At 63.3% G+C, this 17,103-nt stretch carries 16 protein-coding genes; 6 read left to right on the top strand and 10 right to left on the bottom strand.

Translation table 11 applies throughout. The features are described 5' to 3' along the window. Positions 1-120: 120 nt before the first annotated feature. Positions 121-900, top strand: a complete 780-nt coding sequence (locus OO12_RS04860) for a pyrroline-5-carboxylate reductase (protein ID WP_034157488.1) — start codon at positions 121-123, stop codon at positions 898-900. 324 nt (positions 901-1,224) lie between these two features. On the opposite strand, the gene hutC is transcribed toward OO12_RS04860, so the two are convergent. Both hutC and OO12_RS04850 read right to left on the bottom strand, forming a co-directional pair. Further along, on the bottom strand, positions 1,225-1,941 hold the full coding sequence (gene hutC / locus OO12_RS04855) for a histidine utilization repressor (RefSeq protein ID WP_034157487.1): 717 nt from the start codon (positions 1,939-1,941) through the stop codon (positions 1,225-1,227). Beyond that, positions 1,938-3,314 carry a formimidoylglutamate deiminase gene (locus OO12_RS04850; protein WP_052215552.1) on the bottom strand — a complete coding sequence of 459 codons (1,377 nt, stop codon included), beginning with the start codon at positions 3,312-3,314 and terminating at the stop codon, positions 1,938-1,940. Before OO12_RS04850 ends, hutC begins: the two co-directional genes overlap by 4 nt. A 93-nt stretch (positions 3,315-3,407) precedes the next feature. On the opposite strand from OO12_RS04850, the gene hutI reads away from it, so the two are divergent. The 5 genes from hutI to OO12_RS26720 are packed head-to-tail and all read left to right on the top strand — an operon-like array spanning position 3,408 to position 9,197. Beyond that, positions 3,408-4,607, top strand: coding sequence for an imidazolonepropionase (gene hutI, locus OO12_RS04845; protein WP_034157486.1), 1,200 nt, complete (start codon positions 3,408-3,410; stop codon positions 4,605-4,607). Next, positions 4,604-6,136, top strand: a complete 1,533-nt coding sequence (hutH, locus tag OO12_RS04840; protein WP_034157485.1) for a histidine ammonia-lyase — start codon at positions 4,604-4,606, stop codon at positions 6,134-6,136. Before hutI ends, hutH begins: the two co-directional genes overlap by 4 nt. Further along, entirely contained in the window at positions 6,133-6,942 is an 810-nt protein-coding gene (gene hutG / locus OO12_RS04835; protein WP_034157484.1) for an N-formylglutamate deformylase, read from the top strand. Before hutH ends, hutG begins: the two co-directional genes overlap by 4 nt. 15 nt (positions 6,943-6,957) lie before the next feature. Beyond that, a complete protein-coding gene (gene hutU, locus OO12_RS04830) occupies positions 6,958-8,625 on the top strand; it encodes a urocanate hydratase (RefSeq protein ID WP_034157483.1) in 1,668 nt (555 codons plus the stop codon). Then, positions 8,622-9,197: a HutD/Ves family protein gene (locus tag OO12_RS26720; protein ID WP_052215551.1), complete on the top strand. Its 576-nt coding sequence runs from the start codon at positions 8,622-8,624 to the stop codon at positions 9,195-9,197. Before hutU ends, OO12_RS26720 begins: the two co-directional genes overlap by 4 nt. A 492-nt stretch (positions 9,198-9,689) precedes the next feature. On the opposite strand, the gene OO12_RS04815 is transcribed toward OO12_RS26720, so the two are convergent. The 8 genes from OO12_RS04815 to OO12_RS04780 form a co-directional block, all read right to left on the bottom strand. After that, positions 9,690-10,034: a RidA family protein gene (locus tag OO12_RS04815; RefSeq protein WP_034157481.1), complete on the bottom strand. Its 345-nt coding sequence runs from the start codon at positions 10,032-10,034 to the stop codon at positions 9,690-9,692. Between the two features lie 105 nt (positions 10,035-10,139). After that, positions 10,140-10,451 carry a hypothetical protein gene (locus tag OO12_RS04810; RefSeq protein ID WP_034157480.1) on the bottom strand — a complete coding sequence of 104 codons (312 nt, stop codon included), beginning with the start codon at positions 10,449-10,451 and terminating at the stop codon, positions 10,140-10,142. A 172-nt stretch (positions 10,452-10,623) separates the two neighbouring features. Next, positions 10,624-11,379: a TetR/AcrR family transcriptional regulator gene (locus OO12_RS04805; protein ID WP_082006345.1), complete on the bottom strand. Its 756-nt coding sequence runs from the start codon at positions 11,377-11,379 to the stop codon at positions 10,624-10,626. Between the two features lie 353 nt (positions 11,380-11,732). Continuing rightward, positions 11,733-13,286 (bottom strand): amidase family protein, encoded by a 1,554-nt coding sequence (locus tag OO12_RS04800; RefSeq protein WP_052215550.1) that lies wholly within the window; start codon positions 13,284-13,286, stop codon positions 11,733-11,735. Between the two features lie 87 nt (positions 13,287-13,373). Beyond that, entirely contained in the window at positions 13,374-15,002 is a 1,629-nt protein-coding gene (locus OO12_RS04795) for an alkaline phosphatase D family protein (RefSeq protein ID WP_034157478.1), read from the bottom strand. A gap of 228 nt (positions 15,003-15,230) precedes the next feature. After that, positions 15,231-15,680, bottom strand: a complete 450-nt coding sequence (locus OO12_RS26715) for a hypothetical protein (RefSeq protein WP_052215549.1) — start codon at positions 15,678-15,680, stop codon at positions 15,231-15,233. A 91-nt stretch (positions 15,681-15,771) separates the two neighbouring features. Next, the gene (locus OO12_RS27895) at positions 15,772-16,281 is read right to left on the bottom strand and encodes a hypothetical protein (RefSeq protein ID WP_152616272.1); all 510 of its coding nucleotides are present in this window, start codon (positions 16,279-16,281) and stop codon (positions 15,772-15,774) included. Positions 16,282-16,503: 222 nt separating this feature from the next. Then, entirely contained in the window at positions 16,504-17,019 is a 516-nt protein-coding gene (locus tag OO12_RS04780; RefSeq protein ID WP_152616271.1) for a hypothetical protein, read from the bottom strand. Positions 17,020-17,103 lie beyond the last annotated feature (84 nt).

Raw genomic sequence — 17,103 nt, 5'->3', positions numbered from 1 at the left:
CCGCTTCCTCCATTCGCAAACCTTCATTTTTGCCAACGCCACGCGACTTGACCCGATCATGATCTTCGCGTTGTGAGCACCGCAGACCCCGTCGCGGTCATCCCAGGCCCGGAGCATGATATGAGACTTGGTTTTATCGGCACCGGCGCCATCACATCGGCGATCATCCACGGCCTGGGCACGAGCTTCGCCGATCAGGGCGTGATCCATGTCTCGCCGCGCAGTGTCGCCATCTCCACCGCGCTCGCACAGGAATTCCCGCATGTTCGCGTTGCTGCCTCCAACCAGGCGGTGCTGGACGAGAGCGACGTGGTCATTTTGGCGGTGCGGCCGCAGATCGCGCGGGACGTCATCCCTGCGCTGCGGTTCCGGGCGGACCATCATGTCATCAGCCTGATCGCGACGCTGTCGCTCGACGCACTGACCGGTCTGGCCAACCCGGCACCGACCGTCTCGAAAGCCGTGCCGCTTCCCTCAGTCGCGCTTGGGCGAGGCCCCACCGCGATCTTTCCACCCGACCCGATCGCCGCAGCATTGTTCGACCGCACCGGCACATCGATCCAGGTGGACCGGCCGGAGGTGTTCGACGCGCTGACCGCCGCAACTGGGACGATGGCGTCCTATCTGGCGTTCGCGGGGGCCATTTCCTCCTGGCTGACGCACAATGGCGTGACCGAAGCGCAAGCCCGCCATTATGTCGCGAGCATTTTCGACGGTCTCTCCAGAACGGCGATCGAGGCACCGGACCAGAGTTTCGCGGCGCTCGCGGCGGACCACGCGACGCTGGGCGGGTTGAACGAGCAACTGCTGAAACATGTTTCGGATCTCGGGCTGTTCGCCAGCCTCAGCGAGGGTCTCGACGAAATCCTGTCGCGCATAACGGCAAGGCCCGGCGCGTAGGCTTTGGCAAATGCCCGGGGGCGTCCCAAGTCATCGGAATCATATTAAATAGCTGATATATATAACTATTATATAAACCCCTTCTGTCGGCGACGGAGGAGATATGTTACACTACCGGTGTAACATATCTCTCGCTGCTCCTTCCACAGCTGCAACCGCTCGCCCCTATCGCCGACGGTGATTCAACCATCACGCAGCAACGGGCATGTCTTTCGTCGCCGGACCGATGCCGGCTCGCTCTTTCCCAATGTCAAAAAACATCGTTGCCACAGCGCCATCGGCGCAAAGGCTGACCTAGCGTAGTGCCAAGTCGCAAGCGTCAACTTACTTCGCCGGCACGCCGTGCCCGAACCGGGCGACCAGGCTATATTGGTCGCCGAGAAAGCATTGCTGCACTGAGGTGACGCGTTCCTTGCCGCGCCAGGTCTGGCGCTCGACCAACAGGCAGGGTGTTGTCGGATCGACCCCGAGCAAGGCTGCGGTTTCGCCCTCCGCCGACACCGCGGAAATACGGGTCTCCGCTTCGGTCCAGGGCACATGACGCAGCAACCAGCCGCCGGGAGATTCGACTTCGGGGTCGATCTCCTCGATCGCCGGTACCGCGTTCAGGCTGATCAGGCGGCGCTCGACCGCCAGCGGCACGCCGTCGGCGAGATGAACGCCGTCGATCTGGAGCAACCTTCCGGTCCCGGCCAATGCCCGCTCTTCACTATTGTCGCGATCGGGCGCACGCACCATGCGCGTGAGAAGCCGGTAGCGATATACGCCGCCGCGCTTCGCCACTTCGGCGGCCAGGTCCGGCACGTCGAGGACCATCGAATCGACCTTGGGCCGCGCGACGAACGATCCCGCGCGCTTGCGGCGATCAATGAGACCGGCGGCAACCAGCGCCGACAACGCCTTGTTCACGGTCATGCGCGAGCAGCCATATGTCTGCATCAATTCATGCTCGACCGGGATGCGCTGGTCCGGCGCGAGCTTGCCGGAAAGAATGCCCGCCTCGATGTCGGTGCGAATGCGTTCATGCAGCGACAGGGTCACAGGATCAGTTTCTCCAGCACCCGCCGATAGTTCGCGACGATCGGGTCGCGACTCAGGTGACGGCCGCCGCTAACCAGCTTGCGGCCGCGACGCCAGACCGAATCGATCGCCGACCGCCCGCCGGCGAACACCAGCGCGTCGAGCAGCGCACCTTCTTCGCGACCGATCAGGCTGGGATTGGACCGGTCGAGCGTGACGAAATCAGCGGCCTGCCCCACGGCAATCGTCGGATCGACGCCAAGTGCCTGCCCACCGCCCGCAAGCGCGGCGAGATAAATGTCCTGCCCCGTCGACCCGCCCGGCCCGCGCGCGAGCGCGTTGCGCTTGAGACCGGCCAGCCGCTGGCCATATTCGAGCAGGCGCATTTCCTCCGTCGCATCGATCAGAACGTTCGAATCCGATCCGATGCCATAAGCGCCGCCCGCTGCCAGAAACGGTTGCGCGGGAAAAATGCCGTCGCCGAGATTGGCTTCGGTGATGGGGCACAGGCCAACCACCGCACCGCTGGCGGCAATGGCTTTCGCTTCCGCGTCGGTGACGTGCGTGGCGTGGACCAGGCACCAGCGACGATCGACCGCGGCATGATCGAGCAGCCATTCGACCGGCCGCGCGCCGCTCCAGGCGATGCAATCCTCAACCTCCTTCACCTGCTCGGCGATATGGATGTGGATCGGCGCCGCTCCGGCGAGATCCACCAGCAGGCGGAGTTCTTCCAGCGTCACGGCGCGCAGGCTGTGCGGGGCAAGGCCAATGATCGCGTCGTCCAACGGTGCCGCCGCGACGCGAAGCCGATCAAGCAATTGCGCAAAACCGTCGGGATCATGCAGGAAGCGCCGCTGCCCCGTGCCGGGCATCGCGCCGCCAAAACCGGAATGCGCGTAGAACACCGGCAGATGCGTCAGCCCGATGCCGGTCTCCCCGGCAGCGGCGAAGATCGCAGCGCTCATCTCGATCGGATCGGCGAAGGGCGTGCCGTCGCGGTCATGGTGGAGATAGTGAAACTCGCCGACACGGGTGAAGCCGCTCTCCAGCATCTCCAGATAGGCGAGCGACGCGATCACGCGGAGATCGTCGGGCGAGAGCCGATCGACGAATCGGTACATGACCTCGCGCCAGGTCCAGAAACTGTCGTCGCTCGCGCCGCGCACCTCGGCAAGGCCGGCCATGCCACGTTGAAAGGCATGGCTGTGGAGGTTGGGCATGCCCGGCACGGCAACCTGATGCCGTTCATCGCCCGGAGCGACCGGGACCTCGCGCTCGATCGCGGTGATCAGGCCATTGCTGACCGACAAACGGACATTCCGGGCCCAGCCATCGGCCAGAAGCACGGATGCGAAGTGATGGCTCACAGCCGGTTCGGCGTCGACAGTCATGGTCGTTTCTGGCCTCCTGTGGTTTTATGTCTATACATTCTAGCGCGGCGGTGCAATGATCGACTTCAGTGATCCCGGACGGGGAAATTGCGCATGCAGTGTGACAGGATCTGGACCAATGCGCGCCTCGCAACGATGGCGGGCAATGGCCTTGGTATCGAGGACAAGGGCGTTATCGCCGCCAGCGCCGGGCGAATCGTCTATGCCGGCGCTGTGGCGGATGCCCCCGGTTTTGACGCCCTTGAGACGATCGACTGCGCGGGCCGATGGATCACGCCCGGCCTGATCGATTGCCACACCCATCTCGTCCATGGCGGCGATCGCGCACATGAATTCGAATTGCGGCTCAACGGCGCCTCCTATGAAGAAATCGCGCGCGCCGGCGGCGGCATCGTCTCGACGATGAAGGCAACACGCGCCGCGAGCGAAGAACAACTCGTCGCCTCCGCCCTCCCCCGCCTCGATGCATTGATCGCCGAGGGGGTCACCACCATCGAGATCAAATCGGGCTATGGCCTCGCGCTCGATGCCGAACTGCGCATGCTGCGCGCGGCACGCGCGCTCGGCACGCATCGGCCAGTGCGCGTCGCCACGACCTTTCTCGGCGCTCATGCGCTGCCGCCCGAATATGCGGGCGACCCGGACGGATATATCGACTCGGTTTGCAACGCGATGATCCCGGCGGTCGCCGATGCCGGCCTGGCCGACGCGGTCGATGCGTTTTGCGAAGGCATCGGTTTTTCCGCGGCACAGACACAGCGTGTTTTCGAAGCCGCGGCAGCGCGGGGACTTCCGGTCAAGCTCCATGCCGAACAGCTGTCCAACCTCCACGGTGCGGCGCTGGCCGCGCGCTACGGTGCGCTTTCCGCCGATCACCTCGAATATCTCGACGATGACGGCATCGCCGCAATGGCCCGGGCCGGCACCGTCGCGACCTTGCTGCCCGGGGCTTTCTATTTCGTACGCGAGACGAAACTGCCGCCGATCGACGCGTTGCGTGCAGCCGGCATAGCGATAGCGATCGCCACCGATTGTAATCCGGGCACGTCACCGCTGACCTCGCTGCTGCTCACCATGAACATGGCCGCGACCCTGTTCCGGCTGACCGTCGACGAATGCCTTGCCGGTGTCACCCGCAACGCCGCGCGCGCACTTGGTCTTCATGGAGAAACCGGCACGCTTGAGGCCGGCAAGAGCTGCGACCTCGCGATCTGGGACATCGAGCGTCCCGCCGAGCTTGTTTATCGCATGGGGCTGAACCCGCTCCATGCCCGCGTCTGGAGAGGCAAATGACCGATATTACCCTGGTTCCCGGCGCTGTGACGCTGGCGCAATGGCGCGCCATCTATCGCGGTGCTCCGGCTGGCCTCGATCCGGCTTCGGCATCGGTGATCCGCGCCAGCGCGGACGCCGTTGCCCGTATCCTCGCCAAGGGGCAGCCAGTCTATGGCATCAACACCGGCTTCGGAAAGCTGGCGAGCGTGCGCATCGGCGATGAGGATCTCGCCACGCTCCAGCGCAACATCGTGCTGAGCCACGCCGCTGGGACCGGCGACCCCTCTCCGGTGCCGGTGATACGCCTGATGATGGCGCTGAAGCTCGCCAGCCTCGCTCAGGGCGCATCCGGCGTGCGGCCCGAAACGGTGGCACTGCTTGAGGCTATGCTGCGCCTCGGCCTCACCCCCATGATCCCGGCACAGGGCTCGGTCGGCGCGAGTGGCGACCTCGCACCGCTGGCGCATATGGCCGCAGCGATGATCGGCGTCGGCGACATCATCATCGGCGATGCGCGGAAGCCCGCCGATATCGCGCTGAAGGAGGCGGGCCTCACACCGCTCGAACTCGGCCCGAAGGAAGGGCTGGCGCTGCTCAACGGCACGCAATTCTCCAACGCCAATGCGCTTGCCGGACTGTTCGAGGCGGAGCGGCTGTTCCAGTCGGCGCTGGTCACCGGCGCGCTCTCGACCGAAGCGGCCAAGGGATCGGATACGCCGTTCGACCCGCGCATCCAGGCGCTGCGCCGGCATCGCGGCCAGATCGAAACCGCCGATGCGCTGCGCACACTGATGGCAGGGTCGGCGATCCGCGCCAGCCATCTGGTCGACGATGCTCGCGTGCAGGATCCCTATTGCCTGCGCTGCCAGCCCCAGGTGATGGGCGCCGCGCTCGACATCTTGCGCCAGGCCGCGTTCACGCTGGAGACCGAAGCCAATGGCGTGTCGGACAATCCGCTGATCTTCGCCGAGACCGACGAAGCCTTGTCGGGCGGGAATTTCCATGCCGAGCCGGTCGCCTTCGCCGCCGACATGATCGCGTTGGCGGTGTGCGAAATCGGGTCGATCGCGGAACGGCGGATCGCAATGCTGGTCGATCCCGCATTGTCCGGCCTGCCCGCTTTCCTCACGCCGCGCCCGGGGCTCAATTCGGGCTTCATGATCCCGCAGGTCACCGCCGCCGCCCTCGTGTCCGAGAACAAGCAGCGCGCCTATCCCGCGAGCGTCGATTCGATCCCCACCTCCGCCAATCAGGAGGATCATGTGTCGATGGCGGCGCATGGCGCACGGCGACTGCTCGACATGACCGCCAATGCCAGCGCGGTGATCGGCATCGAACTGCTCGCCGCCAGCCAGGGCTGCGATTTCCATGCCCCGCTGGCATCGAGCGCCGCGCTCGAAGCGGCGCGCGCGCGGTTGCGCCGAGAGGTGCCGACGCTCACCGACGACCGGCATTTCCATCCCGATATGGAAGCCGCGAACCTGCTTATCCGCTCGGGCGCGCTGGTCAAGGCGGCGGGGCTCGACTTGCCCGGCGTGACGGCATGAGCGACTGGCTCGAGGTCCATCGTGGCGAGGCGCCGCTGATCATCGCGTTCCCGCACACCGGGACCGAGTTGCCGCCCGAGCTTGAAGGCCAGTTCGTGTCGCCCTGGCTGGCGCGGCGCGATGCCGATTGGTGGATCGACCAGCTCTACGCCTTTGCGCGCGAGCTCGGCGCGACCACGGTGCGCACGCGCATCTCGCGCAGCGTGATCGACTGCAACCGCGATCCATCGGGCGCGTCGCTCTATCCGGGGCAAGCAACGACCGAGCTGTGCCCGACGACCGATTTCGACGGCGCGCCGCTTTACGCCGCGACTCCGCCCGACGCAGCGGAGATCGCCCGCCGCCGCGCGACCTGGTTCGACCCTTATCACGCCGCGCTTGCCGGAGAAGTCGCCCGGCTGCGCACCACCCATCCCACCATCGTCTTCTACGACGCGCATTCGATCCGCAGCCGCATTCCGCGCCTGTTCGAGGGCGAGTTGCCGCAGTTCAACATCGGCACCAATGACGGCACCACCTGCGCGCCCGAACTGGCCGCCGCCGTCGCGGCGATCTGCGCAGCGAGCGGGCACAGCCATATCCTCAACGGCCGCTTCAAGGGCGGCTGGACAACGCGTCACTACAGCCGCCCGAACGAGGGCGTCCATACCATCCAGATGGAGCTCGCGATCCGTGGCTATATGCCCGAGCCGGACGCGCCGACGCCCGCCAACTGGCCGACGCCGTTCGACCCCGATTTCGCGGCGCCGCTCGCCGCCACCCTGACCGATATCCTGAAGGCATGCCTCGCCTTCGCCCGCGCCTGAGAAAGGACCGCCACCATGAGCCGTATCGACAATAGCCGCGTCATCCGCGCCGCCACCGGCACCGAGCTTTCGGCGAAAAGCTGGCTGACCGAAGCCCCGTTGCGGATGCTGATGAACAATCTCCATCCCGATGTCGCCGAGCGCCCCGAAGAGCTGGTCGTCTATGGCGGCATCGGCCGCGCCGCGCGCGACTGGCAAAGCTTCGACCGGATCGTCGAGACGCTCCGGCGCCTCGAAGACAACGAGACGCTGCTGGTTCAGTCGGGCAAGCCGGTCGGCGTGTTCCGCACCCATAAGGATGCGCCGCGCGTGCTCATCGCCAATTCCAACCTGGTGCCCAAATGGGCCAATTGGGAGCATTTCAACGAGCTCGATCGCAAGGGCCTGGCGATGTACGGCCAGATGACCGCGGGTTCGTGGATCTATATCGGCACGCAAGGCATCGTTCAGGGCACGTACGAGACCTTTGTCGAAATGGGCCGCCAGCATTATAACGGCGACCTGACCGGCCGCTGGCTGTTGACCGCCGGTCTGGGCGGCATGGGCGGCGCCCAGCCGCTTGCCGCGGTGATGGCGGGCGCATCCTGCCTGGCGATCGAATGCCAGCCGAGCCGCATCGAGATGCGGCTGCGCACCGGCTATCTCGACAAGGCGGCGGAGACGATCGACGACGCGCTGGCGCTGCTCGACCAGGCCAAGGCCGAGGGCAAGGCGATCTCGGTCGGCCTGCTCGGCAATGCCGCCGAGATCCTGCCCGAGATGTTTCGGCGCGGCATCCGCCCGGACCTGCTGACCGATCAGACTTCGGCGCATGATCCGATCAACGGCTATCTCCCCGCCGGCTGGACCGTCGCCGAATGGGTCGAGCGCCGGGAACGCGAGCCCGATGCGGTCGCGGCGGCAGCCAAGGCGTCGATGGCGGTGCATGTCCAGGCAATGCTCGACTTCCAGCAAGCGGGCGTGCCGACGGTCGATTACGGCAATAATATCCGCCAGGTGGCGAAGGACGAAGGCGTCGCCAACGCGTTCGATTTCCCCGGCTTCGTCCCCGCCTATATCCGCCCGCTGTTCTGCCGCGGCATCGGCCCGTTCCGCTGGGTGGCGCTGTCGGGCGATCCGGAGGATATCTACAAGACCGACGCCAAGGTGAAGGAATTGCTGCCCGACAACGCACACCTCCACCGCTGGCTCGACATGGCGCGGGAGAAGATCCACTTCCAGGGCTTGCCGGCACGGATCTGCTGGGTCGGCCTCGGCGATCGCCATCGCCTGGGTCTCGCGTTCAACGAAATGGTCGCCAGCGGTGAGCTCAAGGCGCCAGTGGTGATCGGCCGCGATCATCTCGACAGCGGTTCGGTCGCCAGCCCCAACCGCGAGACCGAAGCGATGCGGGACGGATCCGACGCAGTGTCAGACTGGCCCTTGCTCAATGCGCTGCTCAATACCGCATCGGGCGCGACCTGGGTGTCGCTGCATCATGGCGGCGGCGTCGGCATGGGTTATTCGCAGCATTCCGGCATGGTGATCGTCGCCGACGGCACCCCCGAAGCCGCGCAGCGGCTGGAGCGCGTGCTGTGGAACGACCCCGCCACCGGCGTGATGCGCCATGCCGATGCGGGCTATGACATCGCGCTCGACTGCGCACGGGAAAAGGGTCTAGACCTGCCTGGTATCCTGGGATGAAGCACGACATCCTTCGTGCCGCCGATCGCGTCGCGCGCCCGTGGAAGAATGGCGGCGGCGTCACGCGGGACATCTGCACCTTTCCCGCCGGTAGCACGATGGATGATTTCGACTGGCGGCTGAGCATGGCCGAAGTCCGCGAAGCGGGGCCCTTCTCTTCCTTCGCGGACATCGACCGCACGCTCATGGTGCTTCAGGGGCGGCTCGAACTCGATTTCGGCGCGGGCGAGCCAGTCACGCTGACGCCGGAAACCGCCGCCCACCCCTTTCCCGGCGACGTGGCCGTGAACGGCAAGCCAGTCGACGGCCCCGTCACCGACCTGAACCTGATGGTCCGGCGCGGCCTGTTCACCGGCGCGATCCGGCATCAGCCGGCCGGCACGATCCGCATCGCGGCTGACCTGGCTGCGGTCCATGTCCTGATCGCGACCAGCGACATGGAGATCCGGTGCGGGGCGACGGCCAGCCGGCTTGACCGGTTCGACGCGCTGCTGATGGGCGCAGGCAGCGGCGAAGACCAAATGCTCGACGTTACCGGATCGGGGCTGCTGATCGCCATACGCCCGGCGTAACCGGGCACTGCGGCAGGCGCGAAAACCTGCCGCGCTGTCAGCATTTTCCCGCAGCTGCGGGACTTGCTGCGGGACAATGCTTTTTTGGGCGTTCTGCGGGAATCTGCGGGAAATCCTGCGGGAATTTCGATGGAGCGGCACGGGAATTTTGCCGGTGCGCTGCGGGAATATCGGGAAATGGCGAAGCAGCCCCGATCCGCACGACGATCCGATATTTTGCCGGTGTGGAGAGATGCGGCGGCACTGCCCGGTGGGATGCGCCGGTGCCGATGAACGACTGTTCGATCTTCATGATGCGAAAGAGCGCCGCGGACGCGAGCGTGCATCCATTGCCGGCGACATTGGCAGAGGTGCCGGCGGTGTTGAATCGTCGATGACCGACGCCCCACGCCATTTGGACCGCGCGCGAAGAAGGATGATGCGTGACCGACCTGGCGCACCTTGTGACACCTGTTTCACAAAGGCGCCACGCCGGGACCGGGCGCCCTGCGCTCAGCGCGCGGCGATGACGATCACTTCGACCTTATAGGCCGGTGTGGCGAGCTTCGCCTCGCCGGTCGCGCGCGCAGGGGCATCCAGCCCGCCGACCCACACATCCCAGACCGCGTTCATCTCGGCAAAATCGGCCATGTCGGCAAGCCAGATCGTCGCCATCAGGATCTTCGATTTGTCGCTGCCGGCACGCGCCAGCAGCGCCTCGACCTGCGCCAGGACCGCTTCGGTCTGCGCGGTGACGCTTTCACCCGGTGCGCCGACCTGCCCGGCCAGATAGACGGTATCACCATGGATCACGGCCTGGCTCATACGGGGTCCGGCATCGAGGCGCGTGATGGTCATTCGTCAATCTCCCGGTGGTCATGGTCAGCCTGATTTGCCAACGTTCCTGCCGAAGAAGACGCCGCCACGCAACCACCGCCGCACAGGCATGTCACTCGCCTGACCTCACCGAAAGCCGAATGCGCAGCCGGCGGCCGCCTTGAGAGTCACGGCAAGGATCTCGCCGTCACGAAGCGCGCGGATCTTGTGGAGAAACTCCTCCTGGGAGAGCTTATCGAGCGGCTGGTTTCTCAGGCTGCCCAGCGCCGAGATGCGTCGAAGCTGCGTGACCGAGAGCTTGTGCGCCATACGATCCGCCATGCAGGTCGATTGTGCCTCCGGCAGGCCCATGTCGATCAGTCCCGAACGCAGGCGCGCTTCGGGGGTCGCACAGGCTGACAGCGCGAGGGCAAGAAGCAGAGAGATCAATAACCGCATGGACTATCCGCTCAATTGTGCCGGATGCTCCAGCGTTGAGGACATGCGGGACACACCGTTCCAATCAGATCGAGCGCAGCCCACCTGTCAAAACGATAGTGATAAATACCATTCTTGCAAGAGCCGACCGAAGCAAGTCGCAAGGGAATGTCGGCCTGGCACAACTTTCAGATCAGCTTCCCTTTACGAAGCCATCGTCTCCCAGCAGCACAAATCGCATCATGCGCCCGGTTTCCGCATAAACCGCCTCGGGCGAAATCCGGTCTTCCTCGCTCATCATTTCATGCGCGGCATAAGCGAGCTCGATCATGAACCTGATCCGCCGCCACAAGACATCTCTGGGCACATCCGGCAGCATCGCGGAAACGATTTCGAGTTGCGCGTCCGTCACGAACCGATGGGATTCGATGCGGATGTGAGACAGTCTCGGGGACGCGTGCAGCGCGCGTTCGATCCAGATGCCGCCTGGCTCGGCCGCGGTGATCTCGGCAGTGCGCCGCAGAATCTCCTCGGTCTTTTCGAGCATGCCCTCGATGCCCAGATTCATATTGCCTTCGATCCAATCGATCAGCAACGAATTCTGCCGTTCCATCAGACGCATGCCGAGCGCTTCCAGCACGGCGTGCTTGTCGGCAAAATACCGATAGAGCGCCGGTGGGCTCATGCCCGCACGAGCACAGATCAAATTGGTCGAGATATCCTCAAGGCCAACCTCGGCGAGAAGCGCTCCGGCGACATCGAGCAAATGCTCGCGGGTTTGAATGGCGCGGGCTTGCTTGGGCATCAAGGTCGGTTTGGACCGGGTCTTTTTCTGGGAAGCGCCGTTTACCTGGGGAGTCTTGTTCAACGATTCAGCCTCAAAGATATGTACCTCTTCAGGTTTGGGGGCTCTTGCCCGAAGCGCCGTTGCGCCGTCAAACTGCGGCATAACCGACCATCATCCGGACCGCGCTGATCGGTGGACGCCCATGACCGAGAGTCGCTCGATCCACTGATGACCAGGCACGCAATGGCATCCTGACAAGCTGTTAACGTTCGCTCAGTATTGAGCCTTTTCAAATCAAAAAGCAAGTTTCAGTAATCTTCTCTTATCTACAAGACTGTCCATCAGCGAAACACTGTCCGGGCGGAGCATTCTGGCTTCGTCTTTGTCTTATTGTTACTGCGACGGAACCAAAACACTCCGCAATTCGCCAAATCGAGTCAGTGTAGCGAGCGTCAACGCGAAACCCAAAATATAGCGGGACAAGTTACTGCCAATATACTTGCCCGCCGATCCGATCAGACCTTGGAGGGTGCCCAGAGCGGCGGTCGACGCTGCGCCCAGGGCTGAGCGGCCTCAAGTTCGAAGGAGAGCTCCAGCAGCGCGCGATCGCCGCCCAACGGTCCGGCGAACTGCACGCCAACCGGCAAGCCATCCCTGGTCCAGTGCATCGGCAAGCTCAGCGCGGGTCCGCCGGTCGCGTTCTGCAGCATGGTATAATCGGCATAATTGTTGAGCCGCTGCATCACCACCGCCACCGGCAAGGAGCCGTTGATGTCGCCGATCCGGGCTGGCGGCTTGAGCAGGACCGGGGTGACGAGGATATCAATGGTGTCGAACAGCCCGAAATAGGCCTTGGACGCCGCCGCGATGCGCGCATAGCATTTCGCCACCATGTCTTCCGGCACGTCTTCGGCCAATTGGCTCATGCTGAAGGAAACAGGCTCAACCAGCGCGCGCAGAATCTTGGGGTCCACACTGGTTCCCGGGGGAAGCAGCTTCTTGGCTTCGTTGGCCCGGGCGAGATAGACGACGGTGAAATCCTCAACAAAGGTCGCGCCGTCGAATGGCCATTTGACCGGGCTGACATGATGACCAAGCGATTCAAGCAGTTTCAGCGTCGAATTCACGCCCTCGGCCACTTCCGGCACCGGCGTATGATCCCCCAGACTGTTCATGATATAACCGACGCGCAGCCTTTTGGCGCCTGGCCCGGTCACCTTGCCGATCGGTGGATAGACCGCCCCGGCACCCTTCATTTCAAGCAATGCGAGCATATTGGCGGTATCGCGCACGGTGCGCGAGAGGCAGAATGATTCACCCAGAAAGCCGCTGACATCCATCTTGCCGTTGACGATGCTCAACGGGCCGGAAAGGCGATCGCGCGACGGCTTCATGCCGACCAGTCCGCACACGCTCCCCGGAATGCGCAGCGAGCCGGCGCCGTCCGAACCATGCGCCAATGGAATGATACCGGCGGCAACCGCCGCCGCCGCCCCGCCCGAGGATCCGCCCGGCGTATGATCCAGATTCCACGGATTGCGCGTCACGCCATAAGCAAGCGTTTCAGTGGTCGGCAGGATGCCGAACTCGGGCATCGTCGTGCGAGCAAAGATGTTGAAGCCCGATTGCTCGATCATCTCGACCAACTGGTCATTCTCTTTCGCAATCGGCGTCAGCTTGTCCAGCTTGGAACCGAAATGCTTCGCCGTTCCGGCGACGTCGGCCTCGTCCTTGATCATCATCGGCACGCCAGCGAACGGTCCAGCCGGGTTGATCGCGGGAACATGCTTGCGCGCACGATCGTACAGTTCCTGGCTGATGCAGTTGATCTGCGGCTGTACCGCCTGGGCACGGGCGATGGCGGCATTGACCGCCTCCAGCGGAGAGATTTTGCGCGCCTTGATCGCCGCGGCCAGACCGGTGGCGTCCATGCTGGCGAAATCGGCTGCGGGCTCGGCCACGGCGCGGGCGAACGCGCCGCCGGGAAGCAGCGTCGCGACACCCGTCATCGCCGCCACTTTCAGGAAATTGCGCCGTACTTGCGATAAATTCTCGTCCTGGTTCATCATGTCATTGGTCCTCAAAGATCGGGGAAATTCGAATTTTCGGCAGTTTCGTGACTTGATTGAGTGGGGAGTCGGTCGGTGCGCGCGGGGTCAGGGCGAAAAGATCCGCCGCCCTCGTTCCACCTGCATTTTCCGACTGGGTCGGGTGGCGAGCGACCGCGTCTTCACGCCTTCCATCATGACCCATTCGCCAGTGACTTTTTCCGGGGTCAGTTCAATCGCCATATAGCCGCGGCTGCTGGTCTCCGCCCATTTGAGCTCCGGGCTGGCGTTGACGAAGAATTGCCCGACCAGAGCCGGCGGCACGGAGATATATTCCTCAAGCCCCGGCGACGTGACGCTGTGCCCGCCGAATTCCACGCCCGCCGGCCTTCCGTCCTGGGCCAGATCGAATGCCCAGGCATTATGGCTGTCGCCGGACAGGACGATCAGATCGGCATCGGCAGCTTGCGCGGCGCTGAGGAAGCGCGCGCGCGCGGCGGGAAAACCGGCCCAGCCGTCGAGGTCGGCGGGAAGGCCCGCTTTCGCCGCGGCATTGATCGCCTTGAGATACGCGGCGCCCTCGGGGGGAAGTTTCAGGTTGGACAGCATGGCCTGGGGCAGTTCGGGCAGCTTCTGCTGGCCAACCAGGACTTGCTGCGACACGACCTGCCATTTGGCGCCGCGTCGTTTGGACTGCGCCATCCCCTGATACAGCCATTGTTCCTGGGTATCGCCCATCAAGGTGCGCTTCGGGTCGGCCAATGGCCCGTCGCGCAGCGCGATCAGATTGGCCACCGGGTCGCCCGCTGCCTCCACCGCGGGACGCATGTCAAGCCAGGCGCTACGCGCGGTGAGTCTGGTTTCCGGGCGAAAGATCGTCGCCAGATCGCCGACTTCATAACTCGACCAACTCTGCCCCGACACCGGCAGCCATTCATTATAGGCCTTGATCGAGGCACGCTTGCGCACCTCATAATCGCCTTCATCGGGGGTATGGTTTTCGGCGCCATGCGCCCAGCTGTCATTGCCCAGTTCATGATCGTCACGCTGCGCGATCATCGGGAACATCTGATGCAGTCGCTGCAGATCCGGATCGGCACGGTAACACGCGAGGCGCAGCCGATAATCGGCCAGCCGGATCGCCTCGGTCGGCGGCTCGATCATCCGCCCGGCCACCGCCTTTTGCGCATTGGGATAATAGCCGCGTTGATATTCGTAGAAATAGTCACCGGTGTGAACCATCAGATCGATATCATCGCGCGCCGCGGCATGGGCATAGGCGTTGAACCAGCCATTGGGCATATTGGCGCAGGAAAATACACCAAGGCAGAAACGCCCGACCGGCCCGACCGGCAAGGTACGCGTGCGACCGATCGGCGACACCGCGCCATTTGCGGCGATGAAGCGGTAATAATAGAATCGCGCGGGCTCCAGCCCGGCTACCGTGACGCGTGCCGTATAATCGTCCCCGCGCCGCGCGACTGCGACCCCGCCGGCCTTGATCGTCTTGAAATCAGGTGTTTCCGCAACCTCGGCAGTCAGCCGGGTTTCGCCGCCATGGGCCGGGACATAGCGCGTCCATAGCAATGCCGAGTTGGGGCCCGGCTCACCGCTTGCGACATTATGCGTGAAACCATTTGCCCGCAGTGTCGCCGCCATCGCAGCCGGTCCGGCCAGCGCCGCCGCGCCGAACCCGAAACCACCCATCAGCACCAGTTCCCGCCGACCAATCTCCATCGCCTCGCACTTTCAACTCGCGGTTCTTACGTGGACGCGTTTTCTTGCCCGGGACCGTCCACCCGTTTTCCGCATTGCCCCGCAAGCGTGACGCGCCCCTTCCCCAAGGCATGACGAAACCTCGTCCGGTCGAACGAGGTTTCATCATGCCCGGAGCGAGAGGGGAGGAAACTCGACCAGGTGACCGACCCGAGGCCGGCCTCCGACAGGTAAACCGGGTCGGCCCGGTCAGCGCGGCGCAGTTTCCGGGGCCGATGCCGGCGTAGCGCCTGAAGCAGGTACCGGCGAAGAAGCGGGGGCCGTCGGCGCGGCAGCGACCGACGCGGTGGCAGCGCTGGCTGCATCGGCACCCGGCGCAGGCGTGCCGACCGTACCGCCATCGGCGGGGAGCGCCTTCAGCGCTGCATCGATCGCCACGATACGCTCATGCGGAATGACGTTGGGGAACATCGCTTCCAGCGCGTCGATGCTCATGGTCTTGAACTGCTCATATTGCGGCAAGGTGGTGAAGCCAGGCAGCTCACGGTCGAGCACGGCGTTGGCGCCGGGATTGGCAGCCAGCTTTTCGAGCGGCGTCTTGATGCTGAAGGCGGGTTTACCGTCTGCCGCATAGGCAGGCACTGCGATCGACAAAGCCAAGGAGGCCATCATGCCGCCAAGAAAAACCGACTTTCTCATTGGGATACTCCAAAGTTACTCGAGAATTCTGACAATCCCGGCTTTCCGCGAAGAAACTGCATGACGAACTTCCGCCTTGCCGATCGAAGCTTCAGCCGATGACAATCGGACTGGACACTGTCTGCAACGTCCCAGTGACAGAAGTGCAGATGCCGGCGGCCGTACTTATGGTTCCGCCGGATGTTGAATTATTCCATGCCACCGGAACATTGTTCTTTGTGCAAGTTCCCAGCGGGGTGGTGAGTTTCAGTTGATCAATCGTCAGCACCGATTGCGATGTCGTTCGGGCGATAATGGGAAATGTAACGGTACCCAATGTCTGGTCGTTACAGACGGCCCCTCCCGGTATGTCGGTCGCGGTGCCCGAGGTAAAAGTGACGACCCCTGGAGTCGTCGCCGTTCCGACGCTCGTCACTGTTCCCGACATCGTGACATTGCAGGTCGCGTTGAATAGGAAACCCAGCACGGTAGTGCTGATAGCGCCCGTCACATTGACCGGCGCGCCAAGCACAGGTGAGGCGATCGGGTTTGCCAAGGCAGGCGAAGCTATCGACAAAGCCGAGGAGGCGATCATGCCGCCAAGCAAAACCGACTTTCTCATTGAGGTACTCCAAAATTACAAATAGCCTAAATATTACTTATATTTAACTAATTCATCGTGAGTCCGCTTAGCGGACCAGGAAGAATACTGCCGCTTCCAAGAAATTCCTGAACGCTATTACCGGAGATCGTCTTCTAAACGGCAAGATGGTTCTTCTCTTACCATTCTCAGCTGGAGAAGATGCGGCATGGCGGAAAACCGCCATGCCACAAATTCAGTAGTTTAAAGAACGGTCATTGATGGAGTAACCACCACATTCATCGTGTGCACGGTGCAAAAGCCCACCGTCACTGCAGACGTTGTGAACGCGGTCGATGCTGAGTTATTCCAATCAACCAACGTGTTGGTCGTTGTGCAGGGGCCGAATGGCGTGCTGAACGACAATTGGGTGATCCGCACCTTGTTGAACTGCGTGCTGGGCAGCGTCGTTTCAATCTTAACCGGCCAAATGGTGGAACCGGTGCCGGTTGAGGTGCAATTCGTGCCCGTTGCCGTGCCGGCCGTGAAGGTCATTTCGCCAGTGACAGCCGGCGATACCGAACCCACCCGGGTCACGGTACCGGTCATCGTGATTCCGCACGTCCTTCTGCCGAGGCCAAGAACGCTGACTTCAATAGTGCCAGATGCCGTAACACTTGCACCAAGCCCCATCGGCGAGATTTGCTGCGCATAGCCAGGGCCTGACGACAGGCCAACTGCGGTCGTGAGCACAAGAGCGGATTTCAAAAGAGATTTCATTTTCGAATACCTTTCAGATATTATTAAGTATGCACCTAATTATATATAGCTACGGTTCTACTAATAAAACTCGACTATAATATA

This window comes from Sphingomonas sp. ERG5 (assembly GCF_000803065.1).
GTDB lineage: Bacteria > Pseudomonadota > Alphaproteobacteria > Sphingomonadales > Sphingomonadaceae > Sphingomonas.
The sequence above is the reverse complement of the archived record's forward strand: the minus strand, read 5'-3'. Positions and strand labels throughout refer to the sequence as shown.

Excerpts from the sequence above, each read along its gene's own strand:
- OO12_RS04860 (WP_034157488.1), top strand. The coding sequence starts at position 121 with ATGAGACTTGGTTTTATCGGCACCGGCGCCATCACATCGGCGATCATC.
- OO12_RS04850 (WP_052215552.1), bottom strand. The coding sequence starts at position 3,314 with ATGACTGTCGACGCCGAACCGGCTGTGAGCCATCACTTCGCATCCGTG.
- hutI (WP_034157486.1), top strand. The coding sequence starts at position 3,408 with ATGCAGTGTGACAGGATCTGGACCAATGCGCGCCTCGCAACGATGGCG.
- hutH (WP_034157485.1), top strand. The coding sequence starts at position 4,604 with ATGACCGATATTACCCTGGTTCCCGGCGCTGTGACGCTGGCGCAATGG.
- hutG (WP_034157484.1), top strand. The coding sequence starts at position 6,133 with ATGAGCGACTGGCTCGAGGTCCATCGTGGCGAGGCGCCGCTGATCATC.
- hutU (WP_034157483.1), top strand. The coding sequence starts at position 6,958 with ATGAGCCGTATCGACAATAGCCGCGTCATCCGCGCCGCCACCGGCACC.
- OO12_RS26720 (WP_052215551.1), top strand. The coding sequence starts at position 8,622 with ATGAAGCACGACATCCTTCGTGCCGCCGATCGCGTCGCGCGCCCGTGG.
- OO12_RS04815 (WP_034157481.1), bottom strand. The coding sequence starts at position 10,034 with ATGACCATCACGCGCCTCGATGCCGGACCCCGTATGAGCCAGGCCGTG.
- OO12_RS04810 (WP_034157480.1), bottom strand. The coding sequence starts at position 10,451 with ATGCGGTTATTGATCTCTCTGCTTCTTGCCCTCGCGCTGTCAGCCTGT.
- OO12_RS04805 (WP_082006345.1), bottom strand. The coding sequence starts at position 11,379 with ATGCCGCAGTTTGACGGCGCAACGGCGCTTCGGGCAAGAGCCCCCAAA.
- OO12_RS04800 (WP_052215550.1), bottom strand. The coding sequence starts at position 13,286 with ATGATGAACCAGGACGAGAATTTATCGCAAGTACGGCGCAATTTCCTG.
- OO12_RS04795 (WP_034157478.1), bottom strand. The coding sequence starts at position 15,002 with ATGGAGATTGGTCGGCGGGAACTGGTGCTGATGGGTGGTTTCGGGTTC.
- OO12_RS26715 (WP_052215549.1), bottom strand. The coding sequence starts at position 15,680 with ATGAGAAAGTCGGTTTTTCTTGGCGGCATGATGGCCTCCTTGGCTTTG.
- OO12_RS27895 (WP_152616272.1), bottom strand. The coding sequence starts at position 16,281 with ATGAGAAAGTCGGTTTTGCTTGGCGGCATGATCGCCTCCTCGGCTTTG.
- OO12_RS04780 (WP_152616271.1), bottom strand. The coding sequence starts at position 17,019 with ATGAAATCTCTTTTGAAATCCGCTCTTGTGCTCACGACCGCAGTTGGC.